Origin of the sequence: Fluviicoccus sp. (genome assembly GCF_030646115.1) — a bacterium.
In the GTDB taxonomy this organism is placed as follows: Bacteria; Pseudomonadota; Gammaproteobacteria; order Pseudomonadales; family Moraxellaceae; genus Fluviicoccus.
The window spans coordinates 481,164-501,143 of the sequence record NZ_JAUSMX010000009.1; the positions used below are offsets into that span (position 1 = coordinate 481,164).

Below are 19,980 nucleotides of genomic sequence, written 5' to 3' on the forward strand. Positions count from 1 at the left end.
GAGAGGGGGAATCAGGCGGGAAAGCGCGCCGTCAGCCACGCGAGCAGGTCCTGGCGCACTTCAGAGGCGTTGGTTTCATAGAGTGAACAATGACGCGCATCGGGATACAGCTTGAAAGTGACCTGCGCCCGACCGGCCTTGATATGGCGGTCCGCCAACTGTTTGACACCCTTGCCCATCTGGCCGACGGGGTCCTTGTCGCCGGAGAAAATATAAAGAGGCAGCCCCTTGGCAACACGCTTCATGTTAGCGTTAGTGTAGATATCGGAAAGGGTGTTGAGCAGGTCACGCCAGTAGGAGTTTGCCATGCGGTAACCGCATTGGTCATCAGCAACATACTGATCTACGTAGACGGGATCGCGCGACAACCAGTCGAAATCGGTGCGGGCGTTCTTGAACGCTTTGCCGAATTTGCCGAAGGCCAGATTATGAATCAGGTTGCTACGGCCATTCTTTCCGCCTCTCAATGTTTCGATACAGGCGATGCGGGCAGCGATACCGGAAAACCATGGGGCCACGTAATCAGAACCGGACAGCATCAGTGCTGCCACCCGGTCAGGGTGGTTCTGGGCAAACCACTGACTGACAAAGGACCCCATGCTGTGGGCCAGAATGGCGTAGGGGACACTGCTGTAGGTGGCGCGCACCCAGTTATTGATCAGCAACATGTCCTGCAACACATTGGGCCAGTTTTGCAGGCGGTCGACATTGCCCTGGAGTTTGTTGTCTGCAACGGACAGCGCATGGCAGCGATGGTCGTGGGCAATGACGGTAAAGCCGTTCCGGTTCAGCAATTGTGCCATATCTTCATAGAGGCCGCTGTGTTCCGCCATGCCATGTACAATGTGGATGATGGCGCGCGGGCTGGACACTGGCCAGTGGCGCAGGGGAATGCGGTGTCCGTCAGGCGCCGGAAGATAAAGCAGGGCGGGCTCTTGGCTAAGATGGGGGTTTTTCATTAGTCTGTGATCCTGGATATTTTCTTCAAGCGGATAAGCCCACCATGCATGCAGCCTGCCATTACACGGTCATGGCCCGACACCCGGCCAGTCATTTCTTTCAGATAACCCTGCATGTACACCATCCGCACCCGCAGGGGCAACTGTTGTGGTTACCGAACTGGATCGTCGGCAGCTATATGATTCGCGATTTCGCGCGGCATATTGTGAGTTTAAGCGCCCGGACCGCGCAAGGCTTGTTATTAGATGTCAACAAGGTCGGGAAAAATCAATGGATGGTTGAGCCGCACGCCGGTGATATCCGGGTTGAGTATGAAGTTTATGCCTGGGATTTGTCCGTGCGCGGGGCGCATCTGGACCAATTTCACGGTTATTTCAACGGCCCCTGCCTGTTTTTGGCGGTTGCCGGGCAGGAACAGATGCCTGTAACGCTGGATATTCAATGCCCCGAAGGCGTGGAAGGCTGGAAAGTAGCGACGGGCCTGACGCCGCGCGCGACGCTTGCCAGTGGTTTTGGAGAGTACGAAGCCCCCGATTACGCGTCCCTGCTGGACGCACCGGTGGAAATGGGAACCTTTGATGAACTGGAGTTTGCCGCAGACGCCATGCCGCACCGCATGGTGCTGACCGGCCGCCAACGCGCCGACAAAGCCCGGCTGGCCCGGGATTTGGCGAAGATCTGCGAAACCTGTATCCGTTTCTGGCATGACCCGGCGCCGTTTGCCGGCTACCTGTTCCAGGTCATGGTCACAGGCAATGGCTACGGAGGTCTGGAGCATGGCAATTCAACCAGCCTGATGTGCTCGCGGGATGATTTGCCGTTATCCACCGAGCCCGAGCGCCCCTCGGACAAATACCGGACATTCCTGGGCCTCTGCAGCCATGAATATTTTCATGCCTGGCTGGTGAAACGCATCAAGCCGGCGGTATTGATGCAGCCAGATCTGGAACGGGAGAACTACACGCCGTTACTGTGGGTGTTTGAGGGCTTCACTTCCTATTATGACGACTTGATCCTGGCGCGCTCCGGGGTAATTTCCTCCCAGGATTATCTCGATATGCTGGGACAACAGATCAGCCGTTACCTGAAGACGCCCGGTCGTCACGTGCAGTCGGTGACGGAATCCAGTTTTGACGCCTGGACCAAATACTACAAGCCGGACGAAAACACCCCGAACAGCGTGGTCAGCTATTACATCAAAGGTTCGCTGGTAGCCTTGTGCATTGATCTGACCCTGCGCCAAGATTCCAACAATACGTTGCGCCTGGATGATGTGATGCGGCTTTTGTGGCAGGAGCACGGCAAGCCCGGCATAGGGGTAGAGCCGGACACGGTGCAGCGGCTGGTGGAGAGACTTTCCGGCCGGGTCTGGAGCTCCGAGTGGACGGACTGGCTGCACGGAACTGCTGAGCTACCCTTGAAATCGTTACTGGAAAAGCAGGGTATCAGCTTGAACCTGAGAGCGGATTCCGGCGCCAATGGTCAGGTATATGCCAGTTTGGGAGTGCGGGGGCAGGCCTCCGAAGGCGGCTTCCTGCTGCAGAATGTTTGGCGGGGCGGAGCCGCCGATGCCGCCGGTCTTTCGGCCGGTGACCTGATTATTGCCGTGGACGGCCTGAAAGTTAGTTCTCAATTGGAAAAAGTGATTGCCAGCTATCCGGTAGGTGGTAATCTTTGCATCCACGCATTCCGCCGCGATGAACTGTTGCCATTTGAGGTTCATCTGCAGGCCGCTCCCTTTGAGAATTGTGCGCTGGCCTTGCCGTCCGACCCCGGGTTGCGGCAGCGGGCCGAGCAGTGGATTCTGGACCAATAACTGAAACAGGAGCCTCCTGATGGAACAACCGGATTTCTGGAAAGACAAGTACCCCCAAGGCCTCGCCCGTGAGATCAACACCGAGGTGTATCCCACGATCATGCATCTGTTCAAGGATGCATGCCGCAAGTACGCCAACAAACCGGCGTTCTCGAACATGGGCCGCACCCTGACGTTTGCCGAACTGGACAAGTACAGCGCCGCCGTGGCGACCTGGTTCCAGCAGAATACCGACCTGCAACCGGGCGACCGCGTGGCGGTGCAGATGCCTAATGTGCTCCAGTATCCGGTAGTGGTTTTTGGTATTTTGCGTGCCGGGCTGGTGGTGGTGAACACCAACCCGCTGTACACCGCCCGCGAAATGCAGCACCAGTTCAAGGACGCCGGTTGCAAGGCGCTGGTTGCGCTGGCCAACTTCGGCCACATGGTGGAAGAAGTGCTGCCGCAAACCGGCATTCGCTACCTGATCATGACCGAAGTGGGCGACATGATGCCGCCGTTGAAGCGACTGATTGTCAATAATGTCGTGAAGTATGTGAAGAAAATGGTGCCGGACTATGACCTGCCCACCGCCATCCCCTTCACCCGCCTGATTCGCGCCAATCCTCACAAGCTGAAGGAATACACCGCCAAGCCCGATGATATTGCCTGCCTGCAATATACCGGCGGCACCACCGGTGTTTCCAAGGGAGCCATGCTGACGCATCGCACCATTACCTCGAACATGATGCAGACCCACGCTTTCCTCAGTACGGCCTTGCAGCCGGGCCGTGAAGTGATGATCTGCCCGCTGCCGCTGTACCACATCTTTGCCTTCGGGGTTTCTTGCATTGGCATGGTGCTGGGCATGCATACCGTGCTGATCACCAATCCGCGTGACATTCCCGGCTTCGTGAAAGAGCTGCAATCCTGGGACTTCACTGCCATGATGGGTCTGAACACCTTGTTCGTGGCCTTGATGAACAACCCGGAATTCCGCAAGCTGAACTTCAGCAAGCTGAAGGTGACCATTGCCGGCGGCATGGCCATGCAGACGGCGGTGGCCAATGACTGGGAAAAGCTGACCGGCAGCAAGGTTTGCGAAGGCTATGGCATGACCGAGTCTTCGCCGGTGATCACCATTAACCCGCCGACCGCCATCCAGATCGGCACCATTGGCGTACCGGTGCCCAATACCGAAGTGCGTATCGTCAATGACGACGGCGAAGACATGCCGTTGGGTGAGGCCGGTGAGCTGTGGGCCCGTGGTCCGCAGGTGATGAAGGGTTACTGGCAGCGTCCGGAAGCCACCGCCGAAACGGTTACTTCGGACGGCTGGTTGAAGACCGGTGACGTGGCATTGGTGCAGCCTGACGGCTATATCCGTATCGTCGACCGCAAGAAGGACATGATTCTGGTGTCCGGCTTCAACGTCTATCCCAACGAGATTGAAGAAGTCGCCGTGCAGCATGCCGGGGTTCTGGAGTGCGCCTGCGTGGGCGTGCCTGACTCCAAGTCCGGCGAGTCGGTGCGTTTGTTTGTGGTGAAGAAGGATGCCTCCCTCAGTGAGGAAGAGCTGATGATTCACCTGAAGAACAACCTGACCGGTTACAAGGTGCCGCGGTCCATCGTCTTCAAGACCGATTTGCCGAAGACCCCGGTGGGCAAGATCCTGCGTCGCGAATTGCGCGACAAGGGTTGATTGCAGCGTGGTTAAGGTTTGAAATGAAGCCTGTCTCCGGACAGGCTTTTTCTTTGGGGAGTGCAGGACATGAGAACAGCGGCATATGCGTTGATGCTGGTGTGTGGTTTGGGGTCTGGCGGTGTTTGGGCCGGTCTGAAGGCAGGGACGGTGACCCAGATTGAAGGTGAAGTGTCCGTGCTGGACAGCACCGGTAGCGGTCATGCCCTGCGTATGGGGGACAAGGTCAGCGAAGGCGAAACGCTGGTCACCGGTAAAACCGGGCAGGTGCATATCAGGATGGTGGACGATGCCTATCTGGCCGTTCGCGCCAATACCCGTCTGGTGATTGATACCTACCGCGCGGCGAACAAGGACGATGACAGCAGCGTGTTCAGTCTGTTGCAGGGGTCATTCCGGGCGGTAACCGGGTGGATTGGCCAGACCAATCCCGCGCATTACAAGGTGAAAACTCCGACCGCTTCCATTGGTATTCGCGGTACGGATCATGAGCCCGTATTCGTGCCGGAGGCCGAAGCCACTGAAGAAACACCGGCCGGGACGTATGACCGGGTGCATGAGGGCGGGACGATGATTGAGGCGGAAGGTGAGACGGTGGAAGTGAAGCCGGGGTTTGCCGGGTTTGCCCCTTTTCGCGATCGGCCCAGATTGCTGGCCGCCATTCCCCGTTTTCTGGAAAACCGTCCGCGTCTGGATGAAAAGCTCGAAGCCATCAAGCCCGAGTTGAAGGCCAGGCTCATGGAGCGGGTGGAGCGTTTACGCGCCTTGCGTCAGGAAATCCAGAAGCAGCGGCTGCGACCCTTGCAGCAAATTCAGCCCCTGCAGAGATTCCAACGTTAATCCCTGTTAATTTTGTGGTTAAGGGTTGATTGTCGCCTGATGGCGATGGAAACTCGGTTGACACAAAAACATAAGCAAGAGGGTCGTCATGAACAAGATTGTTATGGGATTACTGGTTGTGTTGTTGTCCGGCGGAGCCGCAGCCGAAGAGGCAGCCACCCCGGACTCACCGGCTTATGGCAAGGGGCCTTGCCGGGAAGATATCGTGAAGCTGTGCCCCGGTGTGTTGCCGGGTCAGGGACGCATGGCAACCTGTCTGGCCATGAACCGCGCCAAGGTTTCTCCGCAATGCCGTGAAACGATAACTGCAGCGGCGCAATCGGTGAAGAACGGGCCATGCAAGGCGGATATCCAGAAATTCTGCACCGGCACACAACCTGGTCAGGGTCGCATGCGCGCCTGTCTGGTGCAGCACAAGAGCGAGCTGTCACCGGAGTGCCAGACCAAGGTTTCGGAGGGAAAGCAGCGGGCACAGGGCATTATGATGCAGCGCCGGCAACAGCAGTCACAACAAGGTCAGGCCAAACCGGCCGATGATGAGGGTGATCTTTAAGGATGGCTGTATGCTGACGGAGTTCAAGCAACAATAAGCTCTCAAGTCATTCTCCCGGCCAATCCCCGCAGACTCTATGATGACGGTTCACTTACAAAGGCCGTCGTCATGAACACATCCCTTGATGGGCAGGACATCATTGAACCGGAGGCATCGTTGGAAACTCCTCCGGTGGTCATGGATGTACCCGTAGGTATCCGCAGTGTCTCGCTGGCGGTGTTGGCAGTGCTGGCAGTCTTGTATGCCCTCCACTGGGCCGGGGAATTCCTGATCCCGGTTTTTCTGGCGCTGATGTGCAGTTACACTTTGTCGCCGTTGGTGGACCGGATGGTTCATTGGCGAATCCCCCGCGCCCTGGCCTCAGCCCTGGTGCTTTTGGGGCTGATTGGCGGTACTGGCATGACGGTTTATTCCCTGAGTGATGATGCCGCTGACTTGATCGGCGCGTTACCGGCGGCGGCTCAGAAAGTGCGGGTTTCCTTGCAGCGTGATCGCGACAGCAGCGTCGGACCCATGGAGATGCTGCAAAAGGCCGCCAAACAGATTGAGCAGGCGACCGAAGAAGCCGGGACTTCCATTCCCGCAGGAAAAGGCGTGACTAGGGTCCAGATAGAACATGCCAAATTCAATATCAGCAACTATTTCTGGAGTGGCACCCTCAGCCTCTTCGCCATGGTCGGGCAGGCATTGATAGTCTGCTTCACGACCTATTTCCTGTTGACCTCCGGAGACAGGTTCCGGCGTAAAATCGTGAAAATTGCTGGCCCCACGTTCAGCCGGCGTAAAATCACGGTGCAGGTTCTGGATGAAATTACGAGGCAGATCCAACGGTATCTGGTGGTGCAGGTACTGACCAGTGTCATGGTGGGAGTCGCGACCTGGCTGGCATTTCGCTGGATCGGGCTTGAGCATGCGGCGGTTCTGGGACTGATTGCCGGGATTCTGGACTTCGTGCCGTACATTGGCATGCTGGTGGTGACGGTGGGCTCGGCGTTGTTGGGGTTCCTGCAATTTGACTCGCTGAACATGGCCTTGCTGGTGGGCGGAGTATCACTGCTGATTCACGGGATTGAGGGATACATCCTGTTTCCATGGCTGACCAGTCGCGCCAGCCGCATGAATCCGGTGGCTGTTTTTGTGGGGATGCTCGGCTGGGGATGGTTATGGGGCTTCTGGGGGCTGTTGCTGGGCTTGCCGATCCTGATGTCAATCAAGGTGATTTGTGATCATGTGGAGGGGTTGAAGCCGGTGGGGGAACTGTTGGGGGAATAAATGATCCCGGCCGCAGGGATGCGCGGCCGGGAGGCAGGACTCAGGCCTTCTTGACGAACTCGGACTTCAATTTCATGGGACCAATGCCGTCAATCTTGCAATCGATGTCGTGGTCGCCATCCACCAGACGGATATTCTTGACCTTGGTGCCCACCTTGACCACCAGCGAGGTGCCCTTGACCTTGAGGTCCTTGATCACGGTGACGGAATCACCGTCCTGCAACAGGTTGCCGTTGGCATCCTTGATGATGCGGGCATCGTCACCGGCTTCAGCCGCCGCACCCTTAGTCCATTCATGGGCGCATTCCGAGCAGATGACCATGCCGCCGTCTTCATAGGTATATTCGGAGTTGCATTTGGGGCAATGGGGGAGGTCGGACATGGTGTGCGCCTGAGAAATGGGGGAAAGAGGGGCGGAAGGGTACAATAATAGCCCTGAAAAATAAACGGGTATGACAGTTTAGAACACCATCACATGATCAACCTGATACCGCCCGTCACGACAGACCAGCACCATTTCCGCCACAAAATCACCTTGGGCTTTGGTGAAGCTTTGCCGCCAGACAATCGCGGCGGAGTCGGGGCGCTTGAACACGGCGACCGGCTCGCGTCCGGCAAAAAAGCCTTTTTCGGCCTGATATTGGCGGCAGACATAATCCAGGTGTTCTGGCGTGACGATGGCTTTGATGCGATCGGTGAAATCGCGGACATGGGCGGCGTGGTCGATGCGGGTTGAGGCCTCCATCAGGTTGTCCATGATCGGGTTGGCGATGGTGAGGATGTCGGCGTCGGAAAGGGACTGAAAGTTCATGATGGCTCGGGAAAGAAGGAGAAAACCTCGGGTAAGATAACAATCCGGGATCAGTAACGGAAGTTATCCGGGTAAATTCGGGCGTCGCCAAATTGATGATGGGAATACGCAACATGAGCAATGAACTGGGTGTAACCGATATTGTGGTGGGTGAAGGCAAGGAATGCGTGAAGGGCGCGTTGATCACGGCGCATTACACCGGCTGGCTGCTGGACGGGACGAAGTTCGATTCCTCGGTGGATCGCGGGCAGCCGTTCCAGTGCGTGATCGGCACCGGGCGGGTGATTCAGGGTTGGGATCAGGGCATGATGGGGATGAAGGTGGGCGGCAAGCGCAAGCTGATGGTGCCGTCGCATCTGGCGTACGGAGCGCGGCAGATGGGGCCTTTGATCAAGCCAAACTCGGATCTGGTGTTTGAAATTGAGTTGCTGGATGTGAAGACCAGAGATTGAATAGCCATGCGGCATGTAAGATGATTGAGCCGCGCCTAGATATGCACAGGGGCAACGAAAGCCCCGTCATTGTTATAAAACTACAAGGAGATGGAGATGGGACAATCAATGCAGTTCTATGCTTGCCCTGAAAGCACCGTTGAGCAGTTGGAAGAGGTGGATCTGGATGACTTCCATGATTTGATAGACGAAATTCAAACCGGTAATTTTTGCCCGGAGTATGCGTGGAATATCCTGTTTTTTCTGTTGGATGCGATGGGTGAGACCCATTTTGACGATGATGAATTTCAGATATTGGATGAAGAAGGCGAAATCTGCGACAACCCCGATTGTGTGTTAGAGGGGGAACCTTTGGAGAATGGCCCGGATTTTTGTCAGCTACTGGATGCAGATAGCGTGGGTTATGCCGCAGCCGTTTTGAAGACTTTTACCGTAGAGCATTTGAGAAAGCGGTTTGATTCCGATTGTTATAAAGAAGCCGTCTCCAAGGGTGACATTTATCGTCATTCTCATGAATTTGAAGAAGTAGCGGCTGCCTATCTTGAAATGCGAGAATTTTTCATGAAGGCCGCCGAGCGCGGTGATGTGGTTGTCTATTATTTCATCTGAGGGTGGCGTGGTTGCAGGACGTGGGGCAGAAGCTGTTTTTTCCGCTAAACTACCCCACCAAATTTCCAGCCCCGACCCGACCCCATGCACAAGGCCGCCTTCTTCGCCGCCATCGACACCTGCCTCGTTGCCGACCGCCCGCGCCTGATCGCCCGTTGGCAGCGCCTGCGCGGCATCGCCCCTGAAAAGCGCGACGAAGCCGCCGCCCAGCTGCAAAGCCAGATCGAACAATCCCAGGCCCACGTCGCCAAACGCATCGCCAGCCTGCCGGAAATCCGTCTCAACGACGACCTCCCGGTCAGTAGCCGCGCCGCCGACATCATCGAGGCCATCCGCAACCATCAGGTAGTGGTGGTCGCCGGTGAAACCGGTTCCGGTAAAACCACGCAGCTGCCCAAGCTCTGCCTGCTGGCCGGACGCGGCCGCACCGGTTACATCGGCCATACCCAACCGCGCCGCCTGGCCGCCCGCAGCGTGGCTGCACGTATAGCCGAAGAACTGGGCAGCCCGCTGGGTGAAGTGGTCGGTTTCAAGGTGCGTTTCAGCGAGGCCATCAACGCCAACGGCTACGTCAAGCTGATGACCGACGGCATCCTGCTGGCCGAACTGACAGGCGACAGCTACCTCAATGCCTATGACACCCTGATCATCGACGAAGCGCACGAGCGCAGCCTCAATATCGACTTCCTGCTGGGCTACCTGCGGCAACTGATGGACAAGCGTCCCGACCTGAAAGTGGTGATTACCTCCGCGACGCTTGACGTGGAACGTTTCAGCCGCCACTTCAACAACGCACCGATCATCAATGTCGAAGGCCGCACCTTTCCGGTGGAATTGCTGTACCGCCCCATAACCACTGAAGCCGTGGCCTCCGATGAGGACGAAAGCTTCGAGCAACTGGAAGATGCCTTGCCGCGCGCCGTGCTGGCGGCGGTAGATGAGTGCGTGGAACATGGCCGTCGTTCCGGGAGGCCGGGGCAGGGCGATATCCTGATTTTCGCCAGCACCGAGCGCGAAATCCGCGAGCTGGCGGAAACCCTGCGCAAGTACGGTCCGCAACACACGGAGATTTTGCCGTTGTACGCCCGCTTGTCGCTGGCCGAGCAGCAGAAAATTTTCCACCCCAGCGGCAAGGGTCGCCGTATTGTCATCGCCACCAATGTTGCGGAAACCTCGCTGACGGTGCCGAACATCTACTACGTGATTGATCCCGGTTTCGCCCGTATCAGCCGCTATTCCTACCGTTCACGGGTGCAACGGCTGCCGATTGAAGCGGTGTCGCAGGCGGCAGCCAATCAGCGTAAAGGCCGTTGCGGCCGAATTGCGCCCGGTATCTGTATCCGTCTTTACAGTGAAGAAGACTTCCTGGGTCGCCCGGAGTTCACCGAGCCGGAAATCCGCCGCACCCACCTTGCGTCGGTCATCCTGCAAATGCATGCGCTGGGTCTGGGTGATATCAGCAACTTTCCCTTTGTGGAACCGCCGGACAGCCGCTTCATCAATGACGGCGTGCGGGTGCTGGAAGAACTGGGTGCGCTGGATGACGACCACAAGCTGACCAATCTCGGCCGCCAGCTCAGCCGCTTCCCGCTGGACCCGCGTCTGGCGCGGATGATCATTGCCGGGGCGCACAACGGTTGCCTGGATGAGATGCTGATGATCGTCAGCGCCATCAGTGTGCAGGACCCGCGCGAGCGGCCGCCCGAGAAGCAAACCCAGGCCGACCAGAAGCATGCCCTGTTCCGTGAGCCGGACTCCGATTTCCTGTTCTATGTGAAACTCTGGCGCACCTTCGAGGAAGTGCGCGGCGACCTGAGTGAAAACCAGCGGCGGCAATGGGCGAAGACGCACTTCATTTCTTACCTGCGCATGCGCGAGTGGAAGGAAACGCACCATCAGTTGCTGATCGTCTGCAAGGAGTTCAACCTGGCCCGCAACAGCGAACCGGCAAATTACGAAACCATTCACCGCGCCCTGCTGTCCGGGTTGCTGGCGCAAATTGCGCACAAGGGCGACGACCGCGAGTTCATAGCCGCCCGCAACCAGAAAGCGAAGATTTTCCCCGGTTCCATTCTGCACAAGAAGTCGCCTCCGTGGGTGATGGCCTCTGAAGTCGTGGAAACCAGCCAGGTCTACCTGCGCACCGTCGCCAAGGTGGAACCGGAGTGGATTGAGCAGGAAGGCAAGCACCTGCTGAAGCACCATGTCTTCGAGCCGCACTGGGAAAAGGGACAGGGCCGGGTGATGGCTTTTGAGCAGTTGTCGCTGTTCGGGCTGATCGTCAACCCCAAGCGCAAGCTGAGCTACGAGAAGGTCAATCCGGTGGAGGCGCGGGAGATTTTCATCCGCAGCGCGCTGGTGGAAGGCGACATCAACCTCAAGGCGGCCTTCCTCAAGCACAACCGGCAATTGGTGGAGGACATTACCCGCGTGGAAGACAAGGTGCGACGTCGCGACCTGCTGGTGGATGACGAAGTGCTGTATGCCTTCTACGACAAGCTGATTCCGCCCACTATCGCCAACGCCCGCGCCTTTGACGGCTGGCGGCATGATGAAGAACGCAAGAATCCGCAAATACTGTTCCTGAAGCCGGAGGACCTGCTGACCGGCGACAGCCTGCCTGCCATCGACGAGTATCCCGACCATCTGGATATCAGCGGCCTGCGCCTGCCGCTCAGCTATCACTTCGACCCCAGCGCCGAGGACGATGGTGTGACGGTCAGCGTTCCCTATACGGTGTTGTCGCAGATTTCGGCGGCGACCTTGTCATGGCTGGTGCCGGGATTGCTGGATGACAAGGTGGAAGCCCTGTTGAAAGCCTTGCCGAAAGCCTTGCGGCGGCAACTGGTGCCGGTGCCGGACACGGTGAAGTTCGTGGTGGAGAGGCTGGAAGGGAAGGCGCATTCGGCGTCGTTGGAAACTATGCTCAGCCAGATACTGATGCAGAAAAGTATCCGCGTGACGCCCGAGGACTGGCAGGACGCCCTTCAGCAACTGCCCGTTTACTGCCGTTTCAACCTGCGCGTGGTGGATGAAAAGGGCAAGACACTGGCGACGGGCCGGGATCTGGAAGAACTGCGGATCAAATTCGCCGGGCAGAAAGTTGTGGTGCAGCCGGCAACGGACGAATTGATGATTACGTTCCCCGAAGCCATCCCTCCGCTGATGGAGAAGAAGGTGGCCGGCTTGCCGTCGCGCAGTTATGCGGCGCTGGTGGCGGGGGAGAAAGGCGTCAGCCTGCAATACCTGAGCAGCGAGGCCGAGGCGCAGCGTGAGCATTATCACGGCATGGTCTGGCTGTGCAAACACCAGTGCGCTGCGGAACTGAAACAGATCAAGAAATACATTACTCCGGCCCTGACACTGGATTACGCGGCCTTCGGCAACAAGCAGCAATTGGAAGAACAGGCGGTCAACGCGGTGTTTCGCACCGTCTGCCTGCCCGAAAATGCATATACCCGCGCCGCCTATGACGCCTGGCTGGGCAAGGTGCGGCCGAAGCTGTTGTCTGAAGCGGCGCGGCTGGTGCAGCAGTTGGGCGATATCTACCATCAATGGCGGGAAGTGCAGAAGGAGTTGCAGGGTATGCGGCAGGCGGTTTTTGCCCCGGCGGTGGAGGATATCAAGGCGCAATTGGAGGCTTTGCATCCGACCACGTTTGCGGCAGAAGTGCCCAATGCTCGCTGGAAGGAATATGCCCGCTACCTGAAGGCGGTGCATTTGCGTCTTCAACGGCTGCCCAACAATATGTTGCGGGATACCCAAGGAACGCAGGACATGCAGAAACGCTGGAAGGCCTTGCAGCAGAAAAAGACCGACCGGATTGCGCGTGGTCTGACGCTGGAGCCGGTGGAGGAGTATCGCTGGCTGCTGGAGGAATACCGGATTTCCCTGTTTTCCCAGCCGATGAAGACCGCGGTGCCGGTTTCTGCGCAGCGCCTGGACAAGCTGTGGTCGGAACTCTGAGATTAGACACGCCGTTTGTCCGACAAAACCCTTGCCTGCCTGACATCTTTGAGGCAAATTGTTACACTTTTGCGGACGGCCGTACCACGGCTGTCTGTCCTGCCTGACTGCGGACGGTTGTTTATCCGCCGGCGCCGCCCAAAATCGCCACCCGCGAGGAGTTGATGGATGAAGAAGGTCCTGATCAGTGGAACCGGATTGTTCACCCCCAGTGAAAGCATCAGCAACGAAGAGCTGGTGGAATCGCTGAATGCCTATGTCGAACTGTTCAATGCCCGCAACGCCGAGGCCATTGAGCGCGGCGAAGTGCAGGCCCTGAAGGGCTCGACACCGGAGTTCATTGAAAAGGCGTCGGGCATCCAGTCCCGGTTTGTCCTCAACAAGTCCGGTATCCTGGACCCCGAGCGCATGTACCCCTTCATTGCCGAACGCGGTGATGACGAGCCGTCCATGCAATGCGAAATGGCGGTCAAGGCGATTGCCGGTGCGCTGGAACAGTCCGGCAAAACCGCTGCCGATATCGACATGATTATCGTGGCCTGCTCCAACATGCAGCGTCCGTATCCCGCCATGTCTATCGAAATCCAGAACGCCATTGGCGCCAAGGGTTTTGCCTTTGACATGAATGTGGCTTGTTCGTCCGCCACTTTCGGCCTGCAAACGGCGGCCGATGCCATTCGCAGCGGTTCGGCGAAGTGCGTGCTGATGGTGAATCCGGAAATCTGCTCCGGCCATCTGGAATGGCGCGACCGCGACTGTCACTTCATTTTCGGTGATGTCTGCACCGCCGTGATCCTGGAAACCGCCGATACCTGCACCAATCCCGAAGCTTGGGAAATTGTCGGCACCAAGCTGCAAACCCAGTTCAGCAACAATATCCGCAACAATTTCGGTTTCCTGAACCGTTGTGATGAAAGCGGTGTCGGCCAGCGCGACAAGCTGTTCCGCCAGGAAGGCCGCAAGGTGTTCAAGGAAGTGTGCCCGATGGTGGCCGAACAGATTACCCGGCATCTGGGTGAGTTGAATCTGGAAGCGGCGCAACTGAAGCGGATGTGGCTGCACCAGGCCAACAGCAGCATGAATGCGCTGATTGCCCGCCGTGTGCTGGATCGTGACCCGACAATTGAGGAAGCGCCGATTATTCTGGACCGTTATGCCAATACCAGTTCGGCGGGTTCCATCATTGCCTTCCACCTGCATCGCGATAATCTGGCGGGCGGCGATGTGGGCGTGATCTGTTCCTTTGGGGCCGGGTATTCGATTGGCAGCGTGATTGTGCGCAAGGCGAGTTGATACCCGGATTCATCATGCCCGCGAAGGCGGGTATCCACCTCCGACAAACACAATTAGCTTTACGCACCGTAGATTCCCGCCTTCGCGGGAGTCAGCGGCTAGCAGCGGGAGATGTGCTCCTCAGGGTGCATCTTCTCCCGGCAAGCCCGACCCTTTCTGTTCCTGCTGATACTGCTTGAAGTCTGGACGATCCATCCATTCCGCCGGGACAGAGCTGTCTTCGTCTTCTTCCTGACTTCCTTTTACCTTCTTGCCATAGCGCATCTGTCCTTCAAACGACAAGTCTTTCAGGCTCATTTCCAGCGTTTCCGCCTTGCGCTTGATCAGAATCTTGGCGGGAAAATTCCGATGCTCCGGGGCCAGCCAGATGTCCACCTCAAAAGGGGTGCCTTCGCGACTTTTGCCCTGGATATGCAGGGTTTTAAGAATGCCGCCGGGTAACTTGAGGGTTTCTTCTCCGGCCAGTGTCAAATCCACAATCGAAAAACTGGCGCCGGTGGTGAAATAAAGTGTCATCGGCTCGCCGGTAAAACTCACCGCCAGTTGATAGGCCATGCTGAGATGGTCGTAGATATTTTCGGTGATACGGACGGAGCGCGGACGATCCGGCTTGCCATAGGACAAGACATTGTTTTGATAATCAAAGTCAGCGAAACGCAAAATCTTCTTGTTCATCATCAACCGGTATTTCCAGGGCTTCAAAGTCCCGTCCGGTGTTATTTCCCCTTCTGTGGTCATGCGGAACTTAAAGCCGACAAATGAGCTGCTGTTTTCAATGCTGTACTGGTAACCCTCCATGCGCCAAACCTGAAGCACATTGGCCTTGATGCCCTCGACGGCGGCGCGGAAATTGGCCTGTAATTCCGCCGGGAAGGCCGGTGGCGGTTCCACCTTGGGGGCCGGTGGCGCCGGTGGCGTGTCCACTTGGGCAACCACCGGTGTTTCTTCCGCTATGACTGGAGGTGGCGGTGGCGGTGGCGCAACAGCAGGGCCGTTTTCAGCCGTCAATACCGGTGTGCCTGGAGCGCTGTTGGAAGCCGCGACGGGTTTCCGAGCAGCCGGTTTCGGCGTAGGTAAAGGCTTCACAACCGGAGGAACGGCCACGGGTTTCGGCGGTTCCACAAACGTCAAGGTCACCCGAGTCGCTCCGGCAACACCTGTCGGGCGAGCCCCGGATTTGACGTTCAGCTTGACCTTGGGGACTGATTTCGCCTTCTTCTTTTCCAACACCTGGTCAGGGTCGTCCGGTTCCAGCATTTCCGTGAGCGCAGCCAGATCGCCGTCCCACATCATGGACAGATGCACCAGCAGGGACAGCAGGAGGGCTGTCCCCAGGGTGTGGCGCTTGAACCAGGCAAAACTCACGTTGGGTGCGCCGTTCAGGCAGCCGCGACACGGGCGAATGCCCGTTCGGCGGCGTCCAGCGTGGCCTGGATATCGGCGTCGCTGTGGGTGCTGGATATGAATCCGGCCTCGAACGCGGACGGAGCCAGGTAAATGCCTTCGTCCAGCATGGCATGGAAGAATTGCTTGAAGTGTTCGATGTTGCAGGTGGTGGCTTCGGCGTAGCTGGTTACCACTTTCTTGTCGGTAAAGAACAGGCCGAACATGGCACCGACCTGAGCGGTAGTGAACGGCACCCCGGCGGCATCGGCGCGGGCCTGCAGGCCGCTGAGCAGGGTAGCCAGCTGGCTAGTTAGGTTTTCATAGAAACCGGGCTGGCTGATCAAGTTGAGCATGGTGAGACCAGCGCTCATGGCCAGCGGGTTGCCGGACAGGGTTCCGGCCTGATACACCGGACCCAGCGGCGCAATGCATTCCATGATTTCACGCTTGCCGCCGAATGCACCCACCGGCAAACCCGCGCCGATGATCTTGCCCAGCGTGGTCAGATCGGGCTTGATGCCGTAATAAGCCTGGGCGCCGCCCAAGGCGACGCGGAAACCCGTCATCACTTCATCAAAAATCAGCACCGCGCCATAACGGGTGCAGAGGTCGCGCATGGCGTTGAGGAATTCGCGGGTGGGGGCAATCAGGTTCATGTTGCCCGCCACCGGCTCCACGATGATGCAGGCAATTTCCTCACCCAGTTCGGCAAAGAGCTTCATCAGCGCATCGGGATCGTTATAGGGCAGGGTCAGCGTGTGCTTGGCAAGGTCGGCGGGCACACCCGGCGAGGTGGGAACGCCCAGTGTCAGCATGCCGGAACCGGCCTTGACCAGCAGCGAGTCGGCATGGCCGTGGTAGCAACCTTCAAACTTGACCAGCTTGTCGCGGCCGGTAAAACCACGCGCCAGGCGGATGGCGCTCATGGTGGCTTCGGTGCCGGAACTGACCATGCGCACCATGTCCATGGAGGGCAGGATTTCGCAGACCTTGTCGGCCATGGCGATTTCCAGCTCGGTGGGCGCACCGAAGCTGAGGCCGTCTTCCGCCGCCACCTGCACCGCCTTGATGATGTCGGGGTGGGCGTGACCCAGAATCATGGGGCCCCAGGAGCCGACATAATCAATGTACTTCTTGCCGTCGGCATCCCAGAGGTAAGCCCCTTTGCCCTTGGCGAAGAAAATGGGGGTGCCGCCGACGCCCTTGAAGGCGCGGACGGGGGAATTGACGCCGCCGGGAATGTGTTTGCAGGCGGCGGTGAAAAGTTCCTGGTTACGGCTCATGGTGTGCTCTCTGTTTCAAACAATGCAGGTCGGGCTTCAGCCCGAAAACGGTTTCAATTCGGTGTCTGTTGTCGGGCTGAAGCCCGACATACAGGGTCAGGCAAAGAGGCCGTGATACATGGCCGCCCGAGTCCGGATTTCGTCAAACGGACGTCCGAAAATATCGTTTATAACCGCGAGGTTGTCGGCCCCGGCGGCAATCAGTTCGGGGGCATTATCGGTGTTAATGCCGCCAATGGCCACTACCGGCAACCCGAAGCGGCTTTTGGCTTCGCCCAGCAAGGACGGGTTGGCGCGCCGGGCATTGGGTTTGGTGCCGGACGGATACATCGCGCCGAAGGCGAGATAATCGGCTCCGGCGTCGGCAGCTTCAGCGGCGAAGGCCAGCGAGTCGTGGCAGGTGGCGCCGATAATGGCCCCGTCGCCAAGCTGCTGCCGGGCGGCGACCAGCGAACCGTCGCTGCGGCCCAGATGTACGCCGTCCGCACCCACGGCCAGCGCCAAGGCGAGATCATCATTGATCAGCATCGGCCGCTGATAGCGGCGGCACAGCGCCAGCAAATCGCGGGCTTCCTGCAGGCGGCGGGCAGGGTCAGCGGATTTGTCGCGATACTGCACAATCACCGCGCCGCCAAGCAGCGCCTGTTCCACGGCTGGCAGCAACTGCTCTCCCAACGCATTGTCGGTAATCACATAAAGACCGCGATCCAGCCTCATGCAAAATCGCTCCGCACCCGCTTCGGAATCGCCTGGCCGTCGGGATGAGGCAGGTCGGCGTCGGTCAGCGTCGATTGCAACCAGACTTCCGCCCGGGTCACCGCCACCGGCAAGGCCAGCCCGTGCGCCAGTGCGCCGGCAATAGCGGAGGCCAGTGTGCAACCGGAGCCATGGAATTCGTGCGGCAGGCGCGGCCATTGGCTGGTTTGCACGGTCTTGCCGTCCACCGAGAGTAAGTTACGGATCATGTTGCCCGGTTCGTGACCGCCTTTCAGCAGAATGGCTTTTGCGCCGAGGTCATGCAGGTGCGTCAGAGCGGCGTCCAGGTCTTCCCGCGCGGCCAACCAGCGGGTTTCCAGCGAATTGGGTGTGATCAGGGCGGCGTGAGGAAACAGGGAGGCCAGTTCGGTCACCATGCGCGGGTCGGCCAGTGAGCCGCCGCTGTTGGCGGCCAACACCGGGTCCAGCACCAGTGTAATATGCGGGTGCGCCACACAGACCTCGCGCACCATGGCCACCACTTCCGGGTTGGCCAGCATGCCGCACTTGATCACCGCGACCGGCAAATCTGCCAGCACCTTGTCGGCTTGCTGACGCAGGAAGGCGGGATCAATGGCCTGGAAGCCATAAACCCGGCGAGTGTCCTGAATGGTCAGCGCCGTGCAGACTACCGCCGCATGCGCGCCTTGTGCGCCAATGGCTTCAATGTCGGCTTGCAGGCCCGCGCCGCCGGAAGGGTCCAGTCCGCTGAAACAAAGGACAACAGGTCTCATCATATTTCCCTAGAAAGGCTTCACGACTACCAGAATCACAATGGCCACCAGTAGCAGCACCGGCAGTTCGTTGAATACACGGTAGAACTTGTGGCTGTGCGTGTTCCGGTCCTCCTTGAACTGGCGCAGGAAGCGGCCGCAGGCCAGGTGATAAATCACCAGCAGCAACACCAGCCCCAGTTTGGCATGCATCCAGCCGTTCTTCAGGTATTCCGGCACCAGCACCATCATCCAGATGCCGAAACCAACCGTCATGACCAACGACGGCCACATGATGCCGCGATAGAGTTTCCGTTCCATGATCTTGAAACGGTCGGTGCTGATGCTGTCGTGGCTCATGGCGTGATAGACAAACAGCCGGGGCAAGTAAAAAAGGCCGGCAAACCAGCAGATGACCGCCACGATGTGCAACGCTTTCAACCAGAGCATGGGGAGGATTTCCTGAACTTTCCGCTAGTTTAACAAAACCTTGCCTTTCCCATTGCCTGAACATGCCGGATAATTCCCTTAAGTTACTGGAGAATAGACATGATCAAAGTCGGTATTGTGGGTGGAACGGGTTACACCGGGGTCGAACTGCTGCGTTTGCTGGCGCAACATCCGGGGGTTGAACTGACGGCCATCACTTCCCGCAGCGAGTCCGGCATGCCGGTGTCGAAGATGTTCCCCAACCTGCGCGGACGGGTCAACCTGGCTTTCAGCGAACCCAGCCTGGACACCCTGGGCGCGTGTGATGTGGTTTTTTTCGCCACCCCGCACGGAGTTGCCATGAAGCAAACGCCGGAGTTGCTGGAGCGCGGCGTGAAAGTCATTGATCTGGGCGCGGACTTTCGCCTGAAGGATCTGGCCCAGTTCGAGAAGTGGTACGGCATGCCGCACAGCTGCCCCGACATCCTTGAAGAAGCTGTGTACGGCCTGCCGGAAGTGAATCGGGACGCCATCCGCACGGCGCGCGTGATTGGTAATCCCGGTTGCTATCCGACCGCCGTGCAGCTGGGTTTCATGCCGCTGCTGAAGGCCGGATTGATTGATGTGGATCATCTGGTGGCTGATGCCAAGTCCGGTGTTTCCGGCGCCGGGCGCAAGGCGGAAGTGCATACGCTGTATTCGGAAGCCGGGGAGTCGTTCCGCGCGTACGGCGTTTCCGGGCATCGTCACCTGCCGGAAATCACCCAGGGACTGAACGGCATGACCGGCGGCCACGTCGGCCTGACCTTTGTGCCGCACTTGCTGCCGATGATTCGCGGCATCCACGCCACCTTGTACGGACGCCTGACGAAAGAGCCCGGTGACCTGCAGGCGCTGTTCGAACAGACCTATGCCGGGGAGCCCTTTGTGGATGTGATGCCTGCCGGTTCGCTGCCGGAAACCCGCTCGGTGAAAGGCGCGAACACCTGCCGTATGGCCGTGTACCGTCCGCAGGGCGGGGACACCGTGGTGGTGTTGTCCGTGATTGACAACCTGGTGAAGGGCGCGGCGGGTCAGGCCATCCAGAACATGAACCTGATGTTCGGTCTGGCGGAAGACGCCGGTCTTGGCCAGATTGCGCTGCTGCCCTGACCCGGAGC

General features: G+C 58.5%; 18 protein-coding genes. 10 read left to right on the forward strand and 8 right to left on the reverse strand.

Translation table 11 applies throughout. The features are described 5' to 3' along the window. Positions 1–11 precede the first annotated feature (11 nt). Positions 12–959, reverse strand: a complete 948-nt coding sequence (locus tag Q7T36_RS07965; RefSeq protein WP_304846224.1) for an alpha/beta fold hydrolase — start codon at positions 957–959, stop codon at positions 12–14. A 44-nt stretch (positions 960–1,003) separates the two neighbouring features. On the opposite strand from Q7T36_RS07965, the gene Q7T36_RS07970 reads away from it, so the two are divergent. The 5 genes from Q7T36_RS07970 (at position 1,004) to Q7T36_RS07990 (ending at position 7,122) form a co-directional block, all read left to right on the forward strand. Next, the gene (locus Q7T36_RS07970; RefSeq protein WP_304846227.1) at positions 1,004–2,776 is read left to right on the forward strand and encodes a M61 family metallopeptidase; all 1,773 of its coding nucleotides are present in this window, start codon (positions 1,004–1,006) and stop codon (positions 2,774–2,776) included. A 19-nt stretch (positions 2,777–2,795) separates the two neighbouring features. Beyond that, positions 2,796–4,457: an AMP-binding protein gene (locus Q7T36_RS07975; RefSeq protein WP_304846230.1), complete on the forward strand. Its 1,662-nt coding sequence runs from the start codon at positions 2,796–2,798 to the stop codon at positions 4,455–4,457. A gap of 69 nt (positions 4,458–4,526) precedes the next feature. Further along, on the forward strand, positions 4,527–5,297 hold the full coding sequence (locus Q7T36_RS07980; protein ID WP_304846233.1) for a FecR domain-containing protein: 771 nt from the start codon (positions 4,527–4,529) through the stop codon (positions 5,295–5,297). A gap of 88 nt (positions 5,298–5,385) precedes the next feature. After that, complete coding sequence (locus Q7T36_RS07985) at positions 5,386–5,850, forward strand: cysteine rich repeat-containing protein (RefSeq protein WP_304846237.1); 465 nt, start codon at positions 5,386–5,388, stop codon at positions 5,848–5,850. A gap of 108 nt (positions 5,851–5,958) precedes the next feature. Beyond that, positions 5,959–7,122 (forward strand): AI-2E family transporter, encoded by a 1,164-nt coding sequence (locus tag Q7T36_RS07990; protein WP_304846240.1) that lies wholly within the window; start codon positions 5,959–5,961, stop codon positions 7,120–7,122. A gap of 40 nt (positions 7,123–7,162) precedes the next feature. Here Q7T36_RS07990 and Q7T36_RS07995 read toward each other — a convergent pair whose 3' ends face one another. Together Q7T36_RS07995 and Q7T36_RS08000 are read right to left on the reverse strand one after the other, a co-directional pair. Beyond that, positions 7,163–7,504, reverse strand: coding sequence for a zinc ribbon domain-containing protein YjdM (locus tag Q7T36_RS07995; protein ID WP_304846243.1), 342 nt, complete (start codon positions 7,502–7,504; stop codon positions 7,163–7,165). A 78-nt stretch (positions 7,505–7,582) separates the two neighbouring features. Next, positions 7,583–7,933, reverse strand: a complete 351-nt coding sequence (locus Q7T36_RS08000; RefSeq protein ID WP_304846246.1) for a hypothetical protein — start codon at positions 7,931–7,933, stop codon at positions 7,583–7,585. Between the two features lie 113 nt (positions 7,934–8,046). On the opposite strand from Q7T36_RS08000, the gene Q7T36_RS08005 reads away from it, so the two are divergent. The 4 genes from Q7T36_RS08005 (at position 8,047) to Q7T36_RS08020 (ending at position 14,253) form a co-directional block, all read left to right on the forward strand. Continuing rightward, positions 8,047–8,385 (forward strand): FKBP-type peptidyl-prolyl cis-trans isomerase, encoded by a 339-nt coding sequence (locus Q7T36_RS08005; RefSeq protein WP_304846249.1) that lies wholly within the window; start codon positions 8,047–8,049, stop codon positions 8,383–8,385. 96 nt (positions 8,386–8,481) lie between these two features. Further along, positions 8,482–8,994 (forward strand): DUF1877 family protein, encoded by a 513-nt coding sequence (locus Q7T36_RS08010; RefSeq protein ID WP_304846252.1) that lies wholly within the window; start codon positions 8,482–8,484, stop codon positions 8,992–8,994. A gap of 84 nt (positions 8,995–9,078) precedes the next feature. Beyond that, a complete protein-coding gene (gene hrpA / locus Q7T36_RS08015; protein WP_304846255.1) occupies positions 9,079–12,960 on the forward strand; it encodes an ATP-dependent RNA helicase HrpA in 3,882 nt (1,293 codons plus the stop codon). Positions 12,961–13,128: 168 nt separating this feature from the next. Then, positions 13,129–14,253: a beta-ketoacyl-ACP synthase III gene (locus tag Q7T36_RS08020; protein ID WP_304846258.1), complete on the forward strand. Its 1,125-nt coding sequence runs from the start codon at positions 13,129–13,131 to the stop codon at positions 14,251–14,253. Positions 14,254–14,373: 120 nt separating this feature from the next. On the opposite strand, the gene Q7T36_RS08025 is transcribed toward Q7T36_RS08020, so the two are convergent. From Q7T36_RS08025 to hemJ, 5 genes are all read right to left on the reverse strand, one after another. Then, positions 14,374–15,618, reverse strand: a complete 1,245-nt coding sequence (locus Q7T36_RS08025; protein WP_304846261.1) for a DUF3108 domain-containing protein — start codon at positions 15,616–15,618, stop codon at positions 14,374–14,376. 14 nt (positions 15,619–15,632) lie between these two features. Then, a complete protein-coding gene (gene hemL, locus Q7T36_RS08030) occupies positions 15,633–16,922 on the reverse strand; it encodes a glutamate-1-semialdehyde 2,1-aminomutase (RefSeq protein ID WP_304846264.1) in 1,290 nt (429 codons plus the stop codon). 96 nt (positions 16,923–17,018) lie between these two features. Further along, positions 17,019–17,639, reverse strand: a complete 621-nt coding sequence (thiE, locus tag Q7T36_RS08035) for a thiamine phosphate synthase (protein WP_304846267.1) — start codon at positions 17,637–17,639, stop codon at positions 17,019–17,021. Then, positions 17,636–18,412: a hydroxymethylpyrimidine/phosphomethylpyrimidine kinase gene (locus Q7T36_RS08040; RefSeq protein WP_304846270.1), complete on the reverse strand. Its 777-nt coding sequence runs from the start codon at positions 18,410–18,412 to the stop codon at positions 17,636–17,638. Before Q7T36_RS08040 ends, thiE begins: the two co-directional genes overlap by 4 nt. A 9-nt stretch (positions 18,413–18,421) precedes the next feature. Continuing rightward, positions 18,422–18,841 carry a protoporphyrinogen oxidase HemJ gene (hemJ, locus tag Q7T36_RS08045; RefSeq protein ID WP_304846273.1) on the reverse strand — a complete coding sequence of 140 codons (420 nt, stop codon included), beginning with the start codon at positions 18,839–18,841 and terminating at the stop codon, positions 18,422–18,424. Positions 18,842–18,940: 99 nt separating this feature from the next. On the opposite strand from hemJ, the gene argC reads away from it, so the two are divergent. Then, a complete protein-coding gene (gene argC / locus Q7T36_RS08050) occupies positions 18,941–19,972 on the forward strand; it encodes an N-acetyl-gamma-glutamyl-phosphate reductase (RefSeq protein ID WP_304846276.1) in 1,032 nt (343 codons plus the stop codon). Positions 19,973–19,980 lie beyond the last annotated feature (8 nt).